This window comes from Phycisphaerales bacterium (assembly GCA_040221175.1).
In the GTDB taxonomy this organism is placed as follows: Bacteria; Planctomycetota; Phycisphaerae; order Phycisphaerales; family UBA1924; genus JAHCJI01.
Map to the genome: position 1 here is coordinate 294,044 of JAVJVK010000004.1, position 17,884 is coordinate 311,927.

At 67.5% G+C, this 17,884-nt stretch carries 12 protein-coding genes and 2 tRNA genes; 5 read left to right on the top strand and 9 right to left on the bottom strand.

Translation table 11 applies throughout. The features are described from left to right. Positions 1–194: 194 nt before the first annotated feature. On the bottom strand, positions 195–3,032 hold the full coding sequence (locus RIE32_03470) for a sodium/proton-translocating pyrophosphatase (GenBank protein ID MEQ9095304.1): 2,838 nt from the start codon (positions 3,030–3,032) through the stop codon (positions 195–197). A gap of 156 nt (positions 3,033–3,188) precedes the next feature. Here RIE32_03470 and RIE32_03475 point away from each other — a divergent pair, with 156 nt between their 5' ends. Further along, complete coding sequence (locus RIE32_03475; protein MEQ9095305.1) at positions 3,189–3,482, top strand: DUF1427 family protein; 294 nt, start codon at positions 3,189–3,191, stop codon at positions 3,480–3,482. 15 nt (positions 3,483–3,497) lie between these two features. On the opposite strand, the gene RIE32_03480 is transcribed toward RIE32_03475, so the two are convergent. Beyond that, positions 3,498–3,572 (bottom strand) — tRNA-Glu (locus RIE32_03480). A 474-nt stretch (positions 3,573–4,046) separates the two neighbouring features. Here RIE32_03480 and RIE32_03485 point away from each other — a divergent pair. After that, a complete protein-coding gene (locus RIE32_03485) occupies positions 4,047–5,345 on the top strand; it encodes an FG-GAP-like repeat-containing protein (GenBank protein MEQ9095306.1) in 1,299 nt (432 codons plus the stop codon). Positions 5,346–5,353: 8 nt separating this feature from the next. Here RIE32_03485 and RIE32_03490 read toward each other — a convergent pair whose 3' ends face one another. Both RIE32_03490 and rpsT read right to left on the bottom strand, forming a co-directional pair. Beyond that, positions 5,354–6,205: a CPBP family glutamic-type intramembrane protease gene (locus RIE32_03490; protein MEQ9095307.1), complete on the bottom strand. Its 852-nt coding sequence runs from the start codon at positions 6,203–6,205 to the stop codon at positions 5,354–5,356. Between the two features lie 96 nt (positions 6,206–6,301). After that, positions 6,302–6,574 carry a 30S ribosomal protein S20 gene (gene rpsT / locus RIE32_03495; GenBank protein ID MEQ9095308.1) on the bottom strand — a complete coding sequence of 91 codons (273 nt, stop codon included), beginning with the start codon at positions 6,572–6,574 and terminating at the stop codon, positions 6,302–6,304. A 285-nt stretch (positions 6,575–6,859) separates the two neighbouring features. On the opposite strand from rpsT, the gene RIE32_03500 reads away from it, so the two are divergent. Next, a tRNA-Arg gene (locus RIE32_03500) sits at positions 6,860–6,933 on the top strand. Positions 6,934–7,043: 110 nt separating this feature from the next. Next, entirely contained in the window at positions 7,044–9,734 is a 2,691-nt protein-coding gene (locus RIE32_03505; protein ID MEQ9095309.1) for a phosphoenolpyruvate carboxylase, read from the top strand. A 9-nt stretch (positions 9,735–9,743) separates the two neighbouring features. Here the strand turns inward: RIE32_03505 and RIE32_03510 are convergent, their stop codons facing one another. Then, on the bottom strand, positions 9,744–10,970 hold the full coding sequence (locus RIE32_03510) for a hypothetical protein (GenBank protein MEQ9095310.1): 1,227 nt from the start codon (positions 10,968–10,970) through the stop codon (positions 9,744–9,746). Positions 10,971–11,160: 190 nt separating this feature from the next. Between RIE32_03510 and RIE32_03515 the strand changes: the two genes are divergently transcribed. Continuing rightward, positions 11,161–11,334 carry a hypothetical protein gene (locus tag RIE32_03515; GenBank protein ID MEQ9095311.1) on the top strand — a complete coding sequence of 58 codons (174 nt, stop codon included), beginning with the start codon at positions 11,161–11,163 and terminating at the stop codon, positions 11,332–11,334. Here the strand turns inward: RIE32_03515 and RIE32_03520 are convergent. The 4 genes from RIE32_03520 to RIE32_03535 all read right to left on the bottom strand — a co-directional run bounded on the left by RIE32_03520 (position 11,331) and on the right by RIE32_03535 (position 17,620). Then, positions 11,331–13,145: a CvpA family protein gene (locus tag RIE32_03520; protein MEQ9095312.1), complete on the bottom strand. Its 1,815-nt coding sequence runs from the start codon at positions 13,143–13,145 to the stop codon at positions 11,331–11,333. The genes RIE32_03515 and RIE32_03520 overlap by 4 nt on opposite strands. 26 nt (positions 13,146–13,171) lie before the next feature. Continuing rightward, entirely contained in the window at positions 13,172–14,908 is a 1,737-nt protein-coding gene (locus RIE32_03525; GenBank protein ID MEQ9095313.1) for an ATPase, T2SS/T4P/T4SS family, read from the bottom strand. Positions 14,909–14,993: 85 nt separating this feature from the next. After that, complete coding sequence (locus RIE32_03530; protein MEQ9095314.1) at positions 14,994–16,178, bottom strand: PilT/PilU family type 4a pilus ATPase; 1,185 nt, start codon at positions 16,176–16,178, stop codon at positions 14,994–14,996. Positions 16,179–16,549: 371 nt separating this feature from the next. After that, the gene (locus tag RIE32_03535) at positions 16,550–17,620 is read right to left on the bottom strand and encodes a sigma-70 family RNA polymerase sigma factor (protein MEQ9095315.1); all 1,071 of its coding nucleotides are present in this window, start codon (positions 17,618–17,620) and stop codon (positions 16,550–16,552) included. Positions 17,621–17,884 lie beyond the last annotated feature (264 nt).

Below are 17,884 nucleotides of genomic sequence, written 5' to 3' on the forward strand. Positions count from 1 at the left end.
CGTGTGACAGCAGCCGGGGGCAGCGTTGCCCCTCCCCGCATCGATCGCACACCCGGAAGTGGTTCTGATGACCGGTTCGTGGCCCGGCCAATCGGCGATGCACCTCTGGCGAAACGATGTGGCCCCAAACGCAAAACCGGCCCGCAGCGATCTGCGGGCCGGTCGACGTTGGGAGGGATCCGACGCTGGCGGATTCAGCTCAGGCCAAGTGCCGCACCGATGGCCGGGGCAAACTTCACCACCAGGCCAGCGAACACGACCGCCACCGAGCTGAGCAGCTTGATGAGGATGTTCAGCGAAGGACCGCTGGTGTCCTTGAAGGGGTCGCCCACGGTGTCGCCCACGACGGTGGCCTTGTGGTCGTCGCTTCCCTTGCCGTAGACGTACTCGTCCCCGCGGCCGCTCTCGACCATCTCACGGGCACGGGTCAGGATGTCGTCGCGGATCTCGGCGGGAATCTTCTCGCGCTTGGCCGAGTCGTTGAGCGCGGCGGTGGCCGTGATGCGGCCGTAGCTCTCCAGCAACTTCTTGGCGTTGTCCCAGGCGCCGCCGGCGTTGGCCATGAAGACCGCCACCGCGAAGCCCGTAATCAGGCCGCCGGCCAGGAGGCCCATCACGCCGCTGACGCCCAAGATCATGCCGGTGCCCACCGGCACGAGCACGGCCAGGATGCTGGGCAGCACCATCTCCTTCAACGCGCCATTGGTTGCGATCGTCACGCAGCGGGCGTAGTTGGGATAGGTCTCTTCGCCCGAGCCGACCTGGTTCGGCCAGCGCTGCGGGTCGGCGATGTCCGCCTCGCTCATGCCTTCCTTGCGGAACATGCCACGCATGACGCCGAACTGCCGGCGGCACTCCTGCATCATGATATTCGCCGCGCGGCCCACCGCGTCCATGGTCAGGGCGCAGAAGAGGAAGGTCAGCATGACGCCGATGAACAGGCCGCCCAGCAGGCTGGGGTTGGTCATGGTCACGTTGTAGAAGGTCAGAATATCGGAGATCGTGATCTGGCCGGTCGACACCGCGCGGATCGTGATCGCGTGGGCGTGGTCGCCGTGGTTCAGGTCGCCCACGAGCGTGAGGTTGCGCGCCGTCGCCAGGTCGCCCTCCCACATCATCGTGAACTCCATGCCCGGCTGCATCAGGTCCAGTGCGCTGCCGTCGAAGTGGCCGCGCTCGGCGATCTCGTCGAACTGCGTCGGATCGAGGATGATGGCGCCACCGGCGTAGTCGCCGCCATCGCGGCCTTCCTCGGCGGCCATGATGCCAAAGCGGCGATGGCCCTCGTACACCGCCACGGCGCCCTGCAGCGGGGCCGTGCCCTCGGAGGTCACGATCGCGATCTGCTCCTTGGCGAACTTGGTGGTCTGCTTATCGACGTGGTACTGCACCACCTGCACGTACGCGGCCAGCAGCGCCAGCGCGGTCAGGGCGGCCGAGCCGATGGCAAAGCCCTTGCCAGTCGCGGCGGTCGTGTTGCCGATGGAGTCCAGAAGGTCGGTGCGCTCGCGCACCTCGGGGGGCTGGCCGCTCATCTCGGCGTTGCCGCCCGCGTTGTCGGCGATGGGGCCGTACGCGTCGGTCGCCAGCGTGATGCCCAGGGTCGCGAGCATGCCCACGGCCGCGATGCCCACGCCGTATAGGCCCATCAGCAGGTTCTCGTTGCCGCCCGAGATGCCGAAGGCAACCAGGATGGCCACGACGACGGCGAAGATCGAGAGCCAGGTGCTCTTCATGCCCTCGGCGATGCCGGTGATGATGACGGTGGCCGGACCGGTGATGGCCTGCCGGGCGATGCGCTTGGTGGGCGGGTGCTCGTAGCTCGTGCAATACTCGGTCCACCAGGCGATCACCAGGCCGCTGACCAGGCCCGCCGAGATCGAACCGCCGAACTGGTACCACTTCACGCCCAGCAGGCGGGCCGTCTCGGCGTCGCCAAGCAGCAGGAAGGGCACGCCGAAGGCCGCCAGCAGCAGCAGGCCGCTGGCCAGCCACACGCCCATGTGCAGGCTCTTGAGCAGGTCCTTGAAGCCCGCGTCTTCCTTCGTGCGGACGGCGAACACGCCGATGATCGAGGCGATGATGCCCACGCCGGCCAGCACGATGGGCAGCGTGCCCACCTTCATGGCCAGGTCGAAGCCGCCCTCCATGCCCCGGAGCACGGTCACGCTGAAGGCCGCCGACACGCCCAGGGCGATGGCGGCGATGATGCTGGAGTAGTAGCTCTCGTACAGGTCGGCGCCCATGCCCGCCACGTCGCCGACGTTATCACCAACGTTGTCGGCGATGGTCGCCGGGTTGCGCGCGTCGTCCTCGGGGATGCCGGCCTCGACCTTGCCCACCAGGTCGGCGCCCACGTCGGCCGCCTTGGTGAAGATGCCGCCGCCCACGCGGGCGAACAGGGCCTGCAGCGACGCGCCCATCTTGAAGGAGATCAGCACGGTCACCATCGCGGCCAGCAGGCCCTCGCGGTTGCCCTCTTCGGCCAGGCTGAAGGCCCCGAGCTTGTCGCCAAAGCCGATGAAGAAGAAGTACCAGAAGCTCAGGTCCAGGATCGCCACGCCCACGCACGTCAGGCCCATGACGGCGCCCGAGCGGAAGGCGACGGTCAGGCCGTCGTTGAGGCTCGTCTTGCACGCCGTGGCCGTGCGGGCGCTGGCGTTGGTGGCCATCCGCATGCCGAACCAGCCGCACAGACCGCTCAGGAAGCCGGCGATCGGCACGCCCAGCATGGCCCACACCGGCTCGAGCTCGGCCCACACCATCAGGCCCAGCACGGCCACCAGGGCGATGAACACCGCGCCCACGACCTTGTACTGGCTCTTCAGGTAGGCCATCGCGCCCTCGCGGACGGCCTGCGCGATGCGGACGGTCTCGCCCTCGCCCTCGGACTTGCTCATGACGCTGCCGCGGAGGTACACGGCGGTGGCCAGGGCCGCCACGCCGGCGATCGGGGCCACGTAGTAGGGCGCTGGGATATCGCTGATGGCGCCCAGCGTCAGGGGCAGCGATGTCGTCGATGGAACGGGCATGACGGGTCCCTTCTCCAAGGTTCAGGTTTGGTCAATTCTGGCTGAGTTCTGGCGTGGACGAATCCTGAGAAGGGCCGATCATAGATCGGACAACCCCACTTTCCGACCCGCCCGCGCGGGGAATCTGCCCCCATCGCCATCCGGAGCATCCCGCCCATGCCCACGCCCATGCCCACCATGCCCGACACGCTCAAGACCATCGTCGGCGTCGCCCTGGCCTTCGCGCTGGGGGCCGCCTGCCGCTGGATCGACATCCCCGTGCCCGCCCCCAACCGGCTGATCGGGGCCGTCCTGGTGCTCGCCGTCACGCTGGGCTACCTGGCGGCCGACCGGGCCCTGCCCCCGCTGCCCGGCCCGGCCCAGACTGAACCGGCCCAGACAGAACCGGCCCAGGCTGACCCGGCCCAGGCTGACCCGGCGCAGACAGAAAAAACCCGCGACGATCGGTAGACCGCCGCGGGCGAATGACCCCACCGGGATTCGAACCCGGGTTTCCAGGATGAGAACCTGGCGTCCTGGACCAGACTAGACGATGGGGCCAGCCGGCAAAACGAAAACGCCAGAGGCAACCTTAAGACGGATCGCGATCGCGGTCAACTGAGCGGGCGGCCGCGTGCGAACCGCCGCGTGGCGCCCCCCGCGGCGGCCGATACCCCGAGGCGGCCGGGCGAGGCCGAGCCGGCGGGCCCCGGACCGGCCCCGCACGCGTCCGAAAACCCAAAGTGCCGGTCCCCGGCATCGCGATGCCGGCTCCGGGTACCGCGATCCCGAGCCCGGGCACCGCGATGCCAGCCCCGGGCACCGCGATCCCCGCCCCGGGCACCGCGATCCCCCAGTCCGGCACCGCGATCCCCGGCGTAGGGATCGCGATGCCCCGAGCGAGTGACGCGAAGCCGGGAGAGGGCATCGCGACGGGTGCGGCGGGCACGGGTCAGGCGAAAGCCCCCGGCGGCGGGCGAGATTCCGTAGGAGGGGCGGCGGGTTTCGGGTATGCTGGCGGCAAGGAGGATCGATATGCCCTACATCCGCCGCTTCGTGCCCGCCATCCTCGCGATGGCTCCCTCGGTCGTGCTGGCCCAGGCATGCGATCCCTCCGAGATCTTCGCATCTCCCGTGCCTTACGACGCGGGTCCCGGTGGAGCCTTTGTCGCCTTGGGCGACCTGGACGGCGACGGCAGCACCGACCTCGCCGTGGCGAACTTCAGGACCGACGACGTCAGCGTGCTGCTGAACAATGGCGACGGCACGTTTGCTCGGGAGGTGCGATACGCCGGCGGGCGGCTGCCGCGGACGCTGGCGATCGGCGACCTGGACGGCGACGGCGATAACGACGTGGCCGTGGCGTTCCAGTTAAGCAGCGGCATCGTCGTCATGCTCAACAACGGCGACGGGACGCTCGCGCCCGGCGTGCTCTACGGCGCGGGCGAGGACGCCTTCGGCGTGGCGATCGGCGACCTCGATGGGGACGGCGACAACGACATGGCCGTGGCAAATCTCACCACCAATGATATCAGCGTGCTGCTCAACAACGGCGATGGCACGTTCGCGCCCCAGGTTGTTTACGGCGTGGGTGCCGATCCCCAGTCCGTCGCTATCGCCGACCTGGATGGCGACGGCGATAGCGATTTGGCCGTGATCAACTCGGGCGGGTCGGGCGGCGGCGGCGACAACGCCAGCGTCCTGCTCAACAACGGCGATGGCACGTTTGCGCCCGGTGTTTTCTATCCGGTGGGTAACTGGCCCTTGTCCCTGGCAATCGGCGATCTGGACGGCGACGGCGACGCCGACATGGCCGTGGCAAACTACCGGATCGACAGTGTCAGTGTGCTGTTCAACAACGGCGACGGCACCTTCACGCGCCCGGCCTTCTACGACGCGGGCATCGAGCCTTCGTCCGTGGCGATCGGCGATCTGGATGGCGATGGCGACCTGGATGTGGCCGTGGGGCACGCAGACCGGGATGGCAACGACGTGAGCGTGCTGGCCAACAATGGTGATGGCACCTTTGCGGCCCGGGCGGTGTATGGTGTCGGCGACCGGCCGTACGGGGTGGCGATCGGCGACCTGGACGGCGATGGTGATGCGGACGTGGCTTCTGCGAACTTCGAGAGCGGCGACGTCAGCGTGCTGCTCAACCGGTGCGCCTGCCGCGCCGACTTCGACGGCAGCGGCGAGCTGACGTTCATGGACTACCTGGCCTTCCAGACCGCCTTCCTGGCCGGCGACCCGGCGGCGGACTTCGACGGCGATGGCCGCCTCAGCGTGTTCGACTTCCTGTTCTTCCAGAACGAGTTCCTGGCCGGCTGCCCCTAGACCAGCCCCTACGCCGGCCCCAGCAGCACCAGCACCGTCACGTTGTAGCACGCGTGCGCCCCCACCGCCAGGCCGAAGCCGCGCAGCAGGTAGATGGCCCCCAGGTACAGCCCGCCGACCAGATACAACAGCGCGGGGGCGAGCGCCAGGCCGAAGACCGGGCCCGAGCCCGTCCACACGTCGTGGTAGAGCATGAAGGCGATGGCGCTGATCGGCAGCGCGATGGCGACCGTCACGCCGGGCCTCAGGCGGCACAGGTCGGCCAGCACCGCGTGCAGCAGCGCGAGCAGCGCCATGCGGAAGAGCAGTTCTTCGTACAGCCCCGCCCCGATGGCGATGACCAGCCGCGCCTGCCAGCTCAGGTGGCCCAATGCGTCCAGGCTCGCGGGGACCAGCGGCGCGGGCGAGGGGCTCGGGATCGCCTGCACCGGCTCGCTCAGCCGCGTCAGCACGCCGGCGAACAGCAGCAGCGGCACCATCCACGCCACCGCCTCGGCGAACATCAAGGGCACGACGAGGGGTTTCAGCCGCCACCGCCGCTTCTCGAACGCGTGCCACAGCAGCAGCACGACCACGATGACCGCCGCCGGCAGCGAGTAGCCGACGACCGTCGAGGGCGAGACCCCCAGGGTCTCCATCGCCCCGGCGATCATTGCCCACGCCCGCACGCCGCCCGAGGCGGCCAGCTCCTCGTGGTGCAGCGCCAGGCCAACCTCGTAGATCAGGATGAGCGGCAGCAGGAAGGCCAGCACGTGCAGCGGCGTGCGCGAGGCGCGGGCGTACTCGGCCAGCGCCGGGCCCTCGGGCTCGCGATCGTTCGGCCTGGTTTGGTCGCCCCGGGGCGCCGGCGTGCGTGGCATGCGGCCAATCGTAAACGGCGTGCGCCCGAAAACAAAAAAACCCGTCGCGATGCAACGGGCTCGGTCATGGTCTTGCGTGCCGCCGGTGGGCGGGCTTCAGCCGCCGGTGGCCTTGGCCTTCAGGCGGGCGTTCAGGCGGCTCTTGCGGCGGGCGGCCTGGTTGGGGTGGATGACGCCCTTGGAAGCGGTGCGGTCGAGCACCTTCTGCACGGTGAGGAAGGCGGCCTTGGCCTCGTCGACCGAGCCGTGGGCCAGCTTCTCGTTGAAGTCCTTGATGGCTTCGCGCATGGCCTTGAGGCGCCAGCGGTTGCGGGCGCGGTGGCGTTCGTTCTGGCGGATGCGCTTGCGTGCGGAAACCGTGTGGGCCATGTGCGAATCATTCCTCCCTAGAGGGCGCACCCCACATCCGGGGCACGCCAGCCGAGCCTGCGGCAGCGTGTGGGGCCGTTCCCCGCGGTCGCGTGACGCCGGCCTCGTCGCTGGGGCACGCCTCGGGTGAAGGGATTATTGCCGCCCAGCCCCCCGCCGATCAAGCCTGACAGCACGAATCCCGGCCCGATGGGCCCACAAATCGCCCCGGGAATCACGCCCGGCCGCCCCCGGACGTTGCCCCGGGGTGGGGGTCCGTGCTATCATCGCCCCGCGTTCGCGCGAGCGGGTGTAGCTCAACTGGATAGAGCACCTGACTACGGATCAGGAGGTTTGGGGTTCGAATCCCTACACCCGTGTTTGCTTCACGATCGTGCACGGCCCCGGCGGCGACGCCCGGGGCCTTTTTTTTGTGCTCGCCCGGCCGCAGACCGCCCGTTCGCATGCTCCGGCGCCCGAACAATTGCCCATGCCCTCTTCCACGCCCTCCAATTCCCCCTCGCCCCCCACCGTCACGTCGGACCTGGCCCGCGATCAGGCCGCCGTGCTCGACGCCCTGGCCCACGCCTGCCAGCGCGTAGGCATGGGCGCGCACCATGCTGCCGGCCAGGCCCTGGCCGAGCGCTGCGGCTCGACCGCCGGCGAGGCCGACCTGGACCGGGCCGCCGCGGAACTGGCCTCGATGGACCTGGACGCCCTGGCCGGGCTGATCCGCATCGGCGCCGCCCGCTTCCATCTGCTCAACAAGGCCGAGCAACTCAACATCGTCCGCGTCAACCGCCAGCGCGAGCTGGCCTCGGCCGACGGACCGGCCCGGCCCGAATCGATCGAGCAAGCGATGGAGCAACTGGTCGAAAAGGGCATGGACGCCGGCGGCATCGCCCGGCTGCTGTCCAGCCTGGACATCGGCCCCACGCTGACGGCCCACCCCACCGAGGCCCGCCGCCGCACCGTGCTGGACAAGCAGGCCGACGTGGCCGCCAGCGTCGTGCGGCTGGGCCGAGACGACCTGACCGCACGGGAGCGGGCCGAGGTGCACGGCCGGCTGGAACGCGCCATCTCGCTGCTGCTGACCACCGACGACGTGCGCGTGCAGCGGCTGGACGTGCCCGCGGAGGTGCGCAACGGGTTGTATTTCGTCCGCACCACCATCTGGAAGGCCGTGCCCCGGCTCGTCCGTGACGTGGCGTGGGCAGCCCGGCGCACGTTCGGCCACGACCAGCGTGACATCATCACCAACGACCTGCCGGCAATGCTCCGCTACCGCTCGTGGATCGGCGGCGACCGCGACGGCAACCCGAACGTCACCGCTGACGTCACCCGCCGCACGCTCGAGCTGATGCGCCAGACGGCGCTCGAGCTGTGGAAGGGCGAACTCTCACGCCTGCATGATGCGCTCTCGGTCTCCAGCCAGCGTGCAGATCTGGGCGGTGACCTGCCCGCCGACGATGAGGGCCAGCATCGCAACGAGCCACTCCGCGTGAAGATCACCGAGATGATCGGCCGGCTCGACGACGCCCGCTACACCTCCCGCTCACTGCTGGACGACTTGCTCTCGCTGCGTTCGGCCCTGAACCATACCGCCATGCCCGGGCTCGTCCGCGTGGCCGAGGAGGGCCTGCTGGCCGACGCCATCACCCGGGCCCGGGCCTTCGGCCTGCACCTGGCCACGCTGGACATCCGGCAGCATTCGGGCGTGCACGCCGCCGCGGTGGCCGAACTGCTCTCGCTCGCGGGCGTCGAAGACAACTATCAAGAACTCGACGAGGCCGCGAAGCTGGCCGTGCTCCGAAAGGAACTGGCGCACGACCGCCCGCTGGCGCGCGAGGATGCAAGCCTGAGCGAGGACTCCGCCGAACTCATGGCCACCCTGCGCGTCGTCCGCAATGCCGTCCGGCGCGAGCCCGACTCGGTTCGCTGCTGGGTGATCTCGATGACCAGCCACGTGAGCGATCTGCTCGCCCTGCTGCTGCTCATGCGCGAGGTCGGCCTTGCGATCCAGATCGTGCCGCTGTTCGAAACCGTCGACGATCTGGCCAACGCACCTCGCCTGATGGATGAAGCGCTGGCCGACCCGATCTTCCGCGCCCACGTCGAGGCCACCAGCGATGGGCCACCCGAGCAGGAGATCATGCTGGGCTACAGCGACTCGAACAAGGACGGCGGATTCCTGATGGCCAATGCGGCCCTGCACGCCGCCCAGCGGCAGATCGCCGAAGTCTTCGAGAAGCACGACCTGCGGCTGCGGTACTTCCACGGCCGCGGCGGCACCATCGGGCGGGGTGGCGGCCGTGCGGGCCGGGCCATCCTGGCCGCACCACCCGCGGCTCGCAGCGGTCGGCTTCGCTTCACCGAGCAGGGCGAGGTCATCACCTTCCGCTATGCACTTCCGGCGATGGCCCGACGGCATCTGGAGCAAATCGTGCATGCGGCGATGCTGGCCGAGGCCTCGCGTAGCCGCGGGGCCGGCGCCGACGAATTCGAGCGTCTGATGCTCGAGCTGGCCGGCCACGCGCGTCAGACGTATCGCGCGTTGATCGACGACGAGGCCTTCTGGCCGTGGTTCACCGGCGCAAGCCCGGTCGAGCACATTGCCGGCCTGCCCATCGCCTCGCGCCCGGTCTCGCGCGCCACCGGCAGCAAGCTGGTGTTCGACAAGCTCCGCGCCATTCCCTGGGTCTTCTCGTGGGTGCAGATGCGGGCCCTCGCTCCGGGCTGGTACGGACTGGGCTCGGCCATCGAGCACGCCAGCGATGCGCAGATCAACGCGCTCCGCGGCGCCGCCGACCAGCGGGCCTTCCTGGGCACGGTACTGGACAACGCGGCCCAGGAACTCGCCCGGGCGCGAATGCCGATCTTCAGGCGGTACGCCCTCCGTGCTCAGGGCGGCCAGCAGATGTACGACACCATCTCCCAGGAACACCAGCGGACGGCCCGCGCCATCGCCACGCTGACCGGGCGAGGCGATCTCATGGACCATGCCCCCGTCGTCGGCCGGTCGATCCACGAACGCAACGCCTGGACCGACGTGCTGAACCTGGCTCAGATCGAGTTGCTCACTCGCTACAGAGATGCGCCCGAACAAGACCGCCAGCGCCTCGGGGCGGCGCTACAGGCCAGCGTCAACGCCATCGCAGCCGCCATGCAGTCGACCGGCTGAACAAGACCGCTACTCGCTCAGCACGAAGCCGCGGTCGTCCCAGATCTTCTGGAGGCGTTGCTCAATGCCACCGCCGGGCGTGAGTTCGCGGCCGCAGGCAACCAGCAGGTCGACCAGGCCATCAAAGTCGCTCAGCGCGATCTGCTCGCTGCCGATCGCCGGTGGCGTGGTATTCGTGCCGGCCTGCACGGCGGCAAGGTCGGCCATGTTGTGGTAGTTGCCCAGCGGCAGGCACACGCACGTCGCTTCGTACCCGGCCGCGCAGAACACCGTCGCCTCGCACGCGCCGCCGGCCATGAGCTTGCGCTGCCAACGCCACTTGGGCATGTCGGCCTGCTTCTGCGCCGCCGTAGGCGTCGCCGGACCACCGGCAATCGCTTCGGCACGCGCCGCAACCGCCGCCGTCAGCCGCGGCGTGAAGACCGTCAGCCGATCTCCGACCCGCACGATGGGTCCACCGCCGATCGGCGAATCATCGAACGCCCGGCTGTTCTCCAAGGCGATCACGGGCGAGTCTTCGGGGATCGTCTTGCTCCGGCATGCGCCGATAGCTCCGACGAAGCCGATCTCCTCAGCCCGCGTAAAGAACACGCGCGCATCGCGCCCGATGGACTCGCCCTCGGACTTGAGCTTCAACAAGGCATCGAGCGACGCCAGTGCGGCAGCCGCCGCCGCAAGATCATCGCACGCCGGAGCGTGCAGGATGCCCTCGGTAACGAACGCATCCGGCAACGCCCACGTTGCGATATCTTCGGTGGACAGGCCCTCCGTCGTGTGGCCCTCGTCCAGCCTCGCTCGATATCGGCTGAACAACTCGTTGTCCGCGGACTGCGGCACGACCCGTTCCACGATGGTGGCGGGCATGCACTCGCCCTGCGCCGGGTGGACGTGCACCCGAGCATCCTTGAAGTAGTCCTCCATCACGCCACCGCGGAACGCGAGCACCAGTTCCTGCTCACCCTCGATCGCATCGACTGCAAACCCAGGATGATCCAGGTGGGCTGTGATGTAGACCGGGTCGCCCGGGGCGAACGGCTCGGTCCGCCGGATCGTCATGTTGCCGTGGACGTCGGTCGAGATCGTCAGTTCGGGCCGCTGCGAAACCCAGTCCCGGATCCACCGGATCACGCGGCCCTCTCGGCCGGCCACCGTGGGGATGCTGGTCAACGTGGCCAGCCAGTCGTGATGCACCTGGCGAGCCTCGGCGGACAGTTCGGGTGTCTGCGTTGTCGTCATAGATCAGCATAGGTCGGCAGGCCCCGGGCCTTCGCCGAACCTCGGAACCGCAGCATTGGTATCGCCTGGCCATGGCGTGGCGGTCGCGACGCAAACACCGGTGTGAAGCCGTGGCGACAGCGAGCCACGTGATTTAGCGAGATCGGGTTCCTCGACTCGCGTTCGGTTGGCGCCGTCCTGGAGCGTGGGCGTGCAGGTCATTCGCCGGCGGGCGCTCGATCCGGGAGATCTGCTGCTCTTCGGAACGAGACAGGGCGCCGGCCGCGTCGTTCGCGGTGGCGCCCTGCTGGTGCTTCTCACCCTGGCATCGCTCGCCTGGGGCCTGACCCGGCGGCGTATCGACACGTCGTCGCGCCCCGATTAGCGTGTGCCGACGGCGACCTCGACGCCGGGTTCCCAGGTCGCCACGACCATATTGCCGGCGACCATCGCCTGGATGTTCACCCCACCACTCACGCGGTAGATGAAGTACGTCTCCTGCACGGCCCGGCTCTGGCTCACCGTGAAGGGCAGTCGGCTGAGGTCGGTGATGGGCTGACCGGGCGTAAACCCGATGTACGTGTTCGCATCCTCGATGCAGATGTAGCCCACCGGCGGATAGAGCTGGCCCTGATCATCCACCAGCATGGGCGCCTGGTTGCCGTCGAGGTTCTGGAACACAGGACCATTCAACGCCAGCGGCGAGTCGCGACCGACATCGACCTGGACGATCCGCACGTCGCGCGACTGGGCAAAGCCGCCCACCCGAAGGGCCGGGTCGATGAACTGGCCCCGCAGCGAGTTGGAAGTGTACTGCTCGATGCCACCCACGATGGTGTAGTAGCGATCGCTGTCGCCCTTGAACACTTCCAGCCCGCGCTCGGTGCCCTTCTTGATCAGCAGCCGACCGGGCAGCGTGTTCTGGAGGTACATGTAGTACTCGGACGGATCCAGTTCCTCACGGCCACGCATGGTCTCCAGTCGCACCGCCATGCTGGCGTCCATGTCGGCCAGATCGACGCCACCGTACTCGAACGTCGGCACCGCGTCATCGCGCGCCGTCGTGGTCGAGAAGGTCATATCCGGCTGCTTCTCGAGCTGCTGGCGAGCACCGCGGATGTAGATGGCAATCGGCCGATACCCGCGAGGCAGCGCGAAATCAAACGCCATGATGGCCTTGGCCCCACCGCCGACCGACGCGATGAACGTCTCGTCGGCATCGAAGCGGAACCGTGCCAGCGTCGGCTCTTCGGCATCGGCCTGGCTGATGACCGCCGAGGGATGGAACGCCCGGGTGTACCCGGTATCCCCCTGCTCGGCCACGAGCCGCACCTGCGCGTTGCCCAGCACGATCTTGGCGCCACCACCCAGTTCGCGGGCCAGCGCGTCGAACTCAACGACCACGCCGGCGACGTAGCCGTTGGAGATCTCCTCGCCATCCAGGCCTATTACGCGCTGCTGCACGTTCTGCCAGCGGTCTCGCATGAGCTCCTGGATGCTTCCACCGCGATCGATGTCGCCCAGCGCGTACCACTGGATGACCTTAAACTCCTCGGGCCGAGACGCATTGCGGCTTTGGCCGGCGAACGTCGTCCTCATGGCCGAACCCATCTCGTGGAAACCAGGATGCCACTTGGCCAGCGGCTGGCTCGTCGCCAGTGAACCGCGCGACATCCACGAATACAGCTCCGCGGTCCATTCGTCGACGTAGGGGCGGAATGGCGAGGAGTTGCGCACCACGCTACCGCGAGCGCCGCCGCCTTCCTGCGTGAACACCAGGCCCTGGACGGGCTTGTCGGGCCCGAAGCGCATCATGCTCAGCGACATCAGGATGAAGCCCACCGTGATAACGCCCGTGCCCAGGCCGCACACGCCCGCGCCAACGTACTCAACGTTCTCGTGGAACTTAAGGTTATTGGGCACGATCTTGTCGACCACGACCCGGAACAACGCCAGCGAGATCGCAAAAGACAATCCCAGCGACACGCCGTGGGCCGTATCACGAAGGATCGTCCCGATGCCGCGGCTGGGAGCCTGGCTGAGCACCAGCATCGTCAGCGGCTCGTAGACCGCAAAGGCCACCGCACCCGCGGCAAGCACGCACAGCAGGTGCAGGAACGCACTGAAGAATCCGCGGATTACCCATACCCACGTGAAGATGAGCACGGCAGCCAAGGCAAAGACGGTAAAAAGCATCGCAAAACTCCTTGCGGGCAGGCTGTTCAGGCGCCGGCGGCTGCGGCGGGCTTGGGCGACGAGGCAGACTTGCTCTTGGAAGAACCAACCGTCACGCGGATCACCTCGTCCACGCTGGTCTCGCCTTCCACGGCCCGGATGATGGCGGCCTGCTGAATCGTGGGCACGCCCTGCTTGCGGAATGCAGTGGCCAGGGCGTTCATGTCGCCCTGCTCAATCGCTGCCTTCTCTTCCGATCCGATCTCGAACAACTCGAAGACGCCGATCTGGCCCACGAAGCCCGTGCCGCCGCTCTCTGGGCACGGCACCATCTTCTTGTTGACTTCCACGTGCGTCCGATGGCGGTACAAAGTCTTCACCTTCTCGGGCGACAGTCCCAGCTTCTTCAGCATGTCCGGACTGGGCACGTACGCCTCGCGGCTCGACTTGGCCAGGGCCCGCACCAGTTTGCCCGCCAGCACGCCGCGCAGGGCTTTCGCGGCCAGCGCATTGTCGTGCAACGCCCGGCGATAGATCTCCACGGCCTGAAGTGCGTTCTCGGCGGGAATCGAGAGATACACGCGTGTGTGATCCAGGTCGCCCTTGGCCGACTCAACCGCGGTGGCCTCATCGACCAGTTCGGCAACACCGACGACGCTGGGGTCACGACGAAGGATCGAACGGAGCAGCGTCGCGTGATCCGGTCCGCCGCCGGTGGGGCTCCAGTCGTTCTGGCGGATGCCTTCCAGCGTGTCCTGCTGTTCGAGCTCGATCGTCTGGATGTTCGACGTGTACGCGTCGTGCATCTTCAGAACGCTGTAAAGAAGCGTGGTTCGGCCCATGCCCTTGGGCGCGGCCAATAGAACGACGCCGGTGCCATCGTCCACGAGCTTCTGGAGCAGCTCGCGCTGCTGGGGCAGCAGCCCGAGGTTCTCGCCCTTGCGGCGAACGGACTTGGCGGGGTCGACCACCATCGTCAGCTTCAGGCCCTGCTGGCCGCCACTGGTGATGATGCGAAGATGGTGCCGCTCGCCACCCTTGGAGATGTCCGGCTCGCCCACCTGCCGACGACGCTCGCCCGGCTCGAGGCCGGACGCACTCTGCCAGAACGCGATGACGCGCATGGCGTCCTGCGGCGCCATCGGCTCGCCCACGACCGAGCGCAGACCGTCCACCGTGTGAGCGACCACGTATCCCTTGTCGCCGGCCGGCAGCAACTCGATCTTGTGGGCCCGCGCCGCCACGCCGTCGATGTAGAGCTTCTCCGCCGCCGCTCGCACGACCATCTCGTTGGTGCCCTCTTCGGGCGCCTCCATCGAAACGCCGTCCGGCTTGACGATCGAAAGCTGCACGCCGGTGACCTTGCGCGCCTCGCGGGCCTCCTTGCGCGCCTCCATCCAGCTGGCGATGTTCATCGTCAGCTTGTGCTCTTCGGGCACGCGTTCGTCCTTGTTGGCCGATTGCACGTACATGAAGGGCGGCACGGCGAGCAGCAGGGCCACGACCGGCACCGCCGCGAGGAACGCCACGATGCCCGTCAGCGGATTGAGCACGATGACGGCGATTGCCAGCAACGCCGTCACCATGTATGCCAGGTTCCACTTCTCGCGTGGCAGATAGAACCTCGCCGCGTGCTTGTCGGCAACGCTGGAGACGAACCATCCCCAGACCGCAAACATCGCCACGAAGATCAACGCCTTCCACCACGAGGCGAGCACGAACGCGGTGGCATCGGCAAGAACCGCCGATGGCGCGGGGGTGAGCAAGAGCTGGGTCAGATCCACGAGTGGCGTTCCTTTATCGTGTCAAGGGCCAGTCGGCTGAAAAGCCCAGCCGTCCAACGACGCCGGGCGGATTGGATAAACTGCATCAGCGCTTCTGCGACGCGCCGCCGAACTTCTTCAGACGCATCTGGAGGTCGTCCTTGTTGGGGCTGCTCTCCATGGCGATACGCTGGTGGATGTACTCTTCCTCGATCAGCTTCACGAGCCAGGCGTTGAAGTCCACCATGCCCTGCTGCTGGGCTTCGATCGAGTTGAGGTACTCGCGAAGCTCGCCCTCACGCTCTTCCAGGATGTGCTTCTGCACGACAGTGTCGTTGATCAGGATCTCGATCGCAGGGATACGCGGGATGTTCTCGTGCAACGTGGGCAGCAGCTTCTGGTACACGAACGCGCGCATCTGGTAAGCCAGCATCCGCCGGATGCCCTCGACCTCTTCGGTCTCGAACAGGCCGTAGATACGGCTGAACGTCTGCGTCGTGCTCGAGGCGTGGATGGTTCCGTACACCAGGTGGCCCGTCTCGGCGGCGTTGAGCGCGGCCTCGAACGTGTCCTTATCGCGCATCTCGCCGATGAGCACGGTGTCGGGGTTCTCGCGTACAAGCGCCTTGAGGGCGATCTTGAAGTCCAGCACGTCGATGCCAATCTCGCGCTGGTTGATGGTCGCCTTCTTGTCGTGGAAGATGTACTCGATCGGATCCTCGATCGTCACGATGTGGATCGGCTTGCGCTGGTTCACGTAGTCGATCATCGAGGCGATCGTGGTCGACTTACCCGAACCGGTCACGCCGCTGAGCAGCACGATGCCCTGGGGCTGCAGGGCGATCTGGCCCATGACCTCGGGTAGGTGCAGCTTCTCGAAAGGCAGGATGTTGCTGGTGATCAGGCGGGCCGCCAGGGAGATGTGACCGCGGGCCTTGAACAGGTTCATGCGGAAGCGGGCGCTCTCGTCGTAGTCATACGCGAAGTCGACGCTGCCGTAGTGGGCGAGGTCCTTGAGCTGGTCTTCATCCAGCGTCACCTTGATGATCTCCGCCCAGTCCTCGGCCGTCACCGGCTTGGTGTCCAGAGGCTTCAGGGCGCCGCGCATCCGCAGCTTGGGCGGTTGGTCGGTCTTGATGATCAGGTCCGATGCGCCGAACTTGATACACGCCTTGAGGAACTCGCCAAGCCGGGTCGCGTGCGGGTCGCGCTGCCCGCCGAAGATGTCCGCGATCGGGGCCGTATGGCCCTCGGTTTCATCGCCCTGGACCGCCGTGTGTGCACTGCTCATGCTCTGCCAACTCCCGTCGCCGCCGGGCGACGCAAAAACCGAAGCATCGTTTCCGGCCTCCAGAAGAGGCCTACCAGATCCGACACGGGCAGGTTGCCCGACCGCCACGAGGGCTGGGGTTCGCCCCTACGGCATACGCAGGATCGAGCCCTAAATGTAGCGCCACTCACCCCCCCGACCGTTACCGACGATGGCCCATTCTTTGCTCTGAAGAGTCAGATTCCGGGTTCTCGTCGACGATGGCAGCCGGTCGGGGCCTTTCGTGGACCCTGTTCGTAGGCGCGCGGGGGCGAGTTCCCCAGCCGCGCGCCCCCGTTGGGCGCACGAAAAGGGGCCCGCGCGGGCCCCTCAAGTCGTCGGCGTCCTGGGCGTCAGGCGGTCGGTGCGACCTCGCCCGCCTCGGCGTTCTGCTCTTCCTCTTCCTGGTTGACGCCCAGGAAGTTGGCCTCGAGCTCGACGCGCAGCTTCTCCATCGCCTTGTTCTGGATCTGGCGGACACGCTCCTTGGTGACGCCGATGATCTGCCCGACCTGCTCAAGGGTCATGGGCTTCTCTTCGCCGCTCTCCAGCCCGAAGCGGTGCTCGATCACGGTCCGCTCCACGTCGGTCAGGTCGGCACGGTTATCCATGACGATCCGCTTGACCTCCTCGGCCGCGTCACGCTCGAAGTCGGCCCGCTTGGTCTCCAGGAAGTTGGACTTCTCCAGCTTCGGATCGAAGTCGGTCGGGAAGCGCTGGCGGTACTTGCTCAGCTTCATGCCCTGGCGGCTGAAGGCCTTCAGGATCGCACGACAGGCGTACGTGCTGAACTTGTAGCCGCGACCAGCGTCGAACTTGTCCACCGCGCGGAGCAGGGCCATGTTGCCCTCGCTCACCAGGTCGGCAAAGTCGACTTCGCTCATGCGGGTCCGCTTGGCCATCGCCAGCACGAGAGCCAAGTTGGTCTCGGCGATCTGCTCGCGGATCAGGTCGGCCCGACGGTACCACCACAGGATCTTCTCGGCCTGCTCGGGGTTCGGCTTGCGGTTGGGGTTCTCCCAGACCTCCTGCTGGAGCATCCACACGCGATGCCGCGCGTAGTTGAACTGGTGGAACAGCACCTTTTCCTCGGCCGCCGTCAGGATGACCTGCTGGCTGCTCTTGACGGTACGGGTCCGCGTGGCCGACAGGTCGTCCATCACCGGGTGATACCACGCGGTATCGGGCTTCTGGATCTCGGGCGCCTCCTCGTAGATCTTGCCCTCGGCGCCGTCCTCGTAGAAGGCCGGGCTGTCGATGTAGTCCATCTCCTGGGCCATGATCTGGTCGAGCAGCCGCTCATCGTCGGGGCTCAGGCGACGGCGGGCGCCGCGCGCTACGACACCCTGACCGGCAATGCCGGCGTGCTGCCTGCGCCGAGCCTGCTCCAGCGGGCTCGGTCCTTTGCCACGATTCTGCCTCATCGGTCACTTCCCTTCGCACTGGCCGGAACCCTTCAGGGTCCGGGCCGTGCGGCGACCCGCCAAGGGTCTTGCCATGCCGCACGTCATGCTGCCTTGCACTCGGGACGGATCACACCGGCCCGCGCGAATAACCCAACACCACTGGGTACGGCCTTGTTCGCCCGAGTGATACCAAAACCCGAGCGGCCGAACCACAATCACCACCCCGCCTCCCTCAAACGAGGGATTCGGGCCCCATCAAGACTCGTACGGTCCTCCTACCGC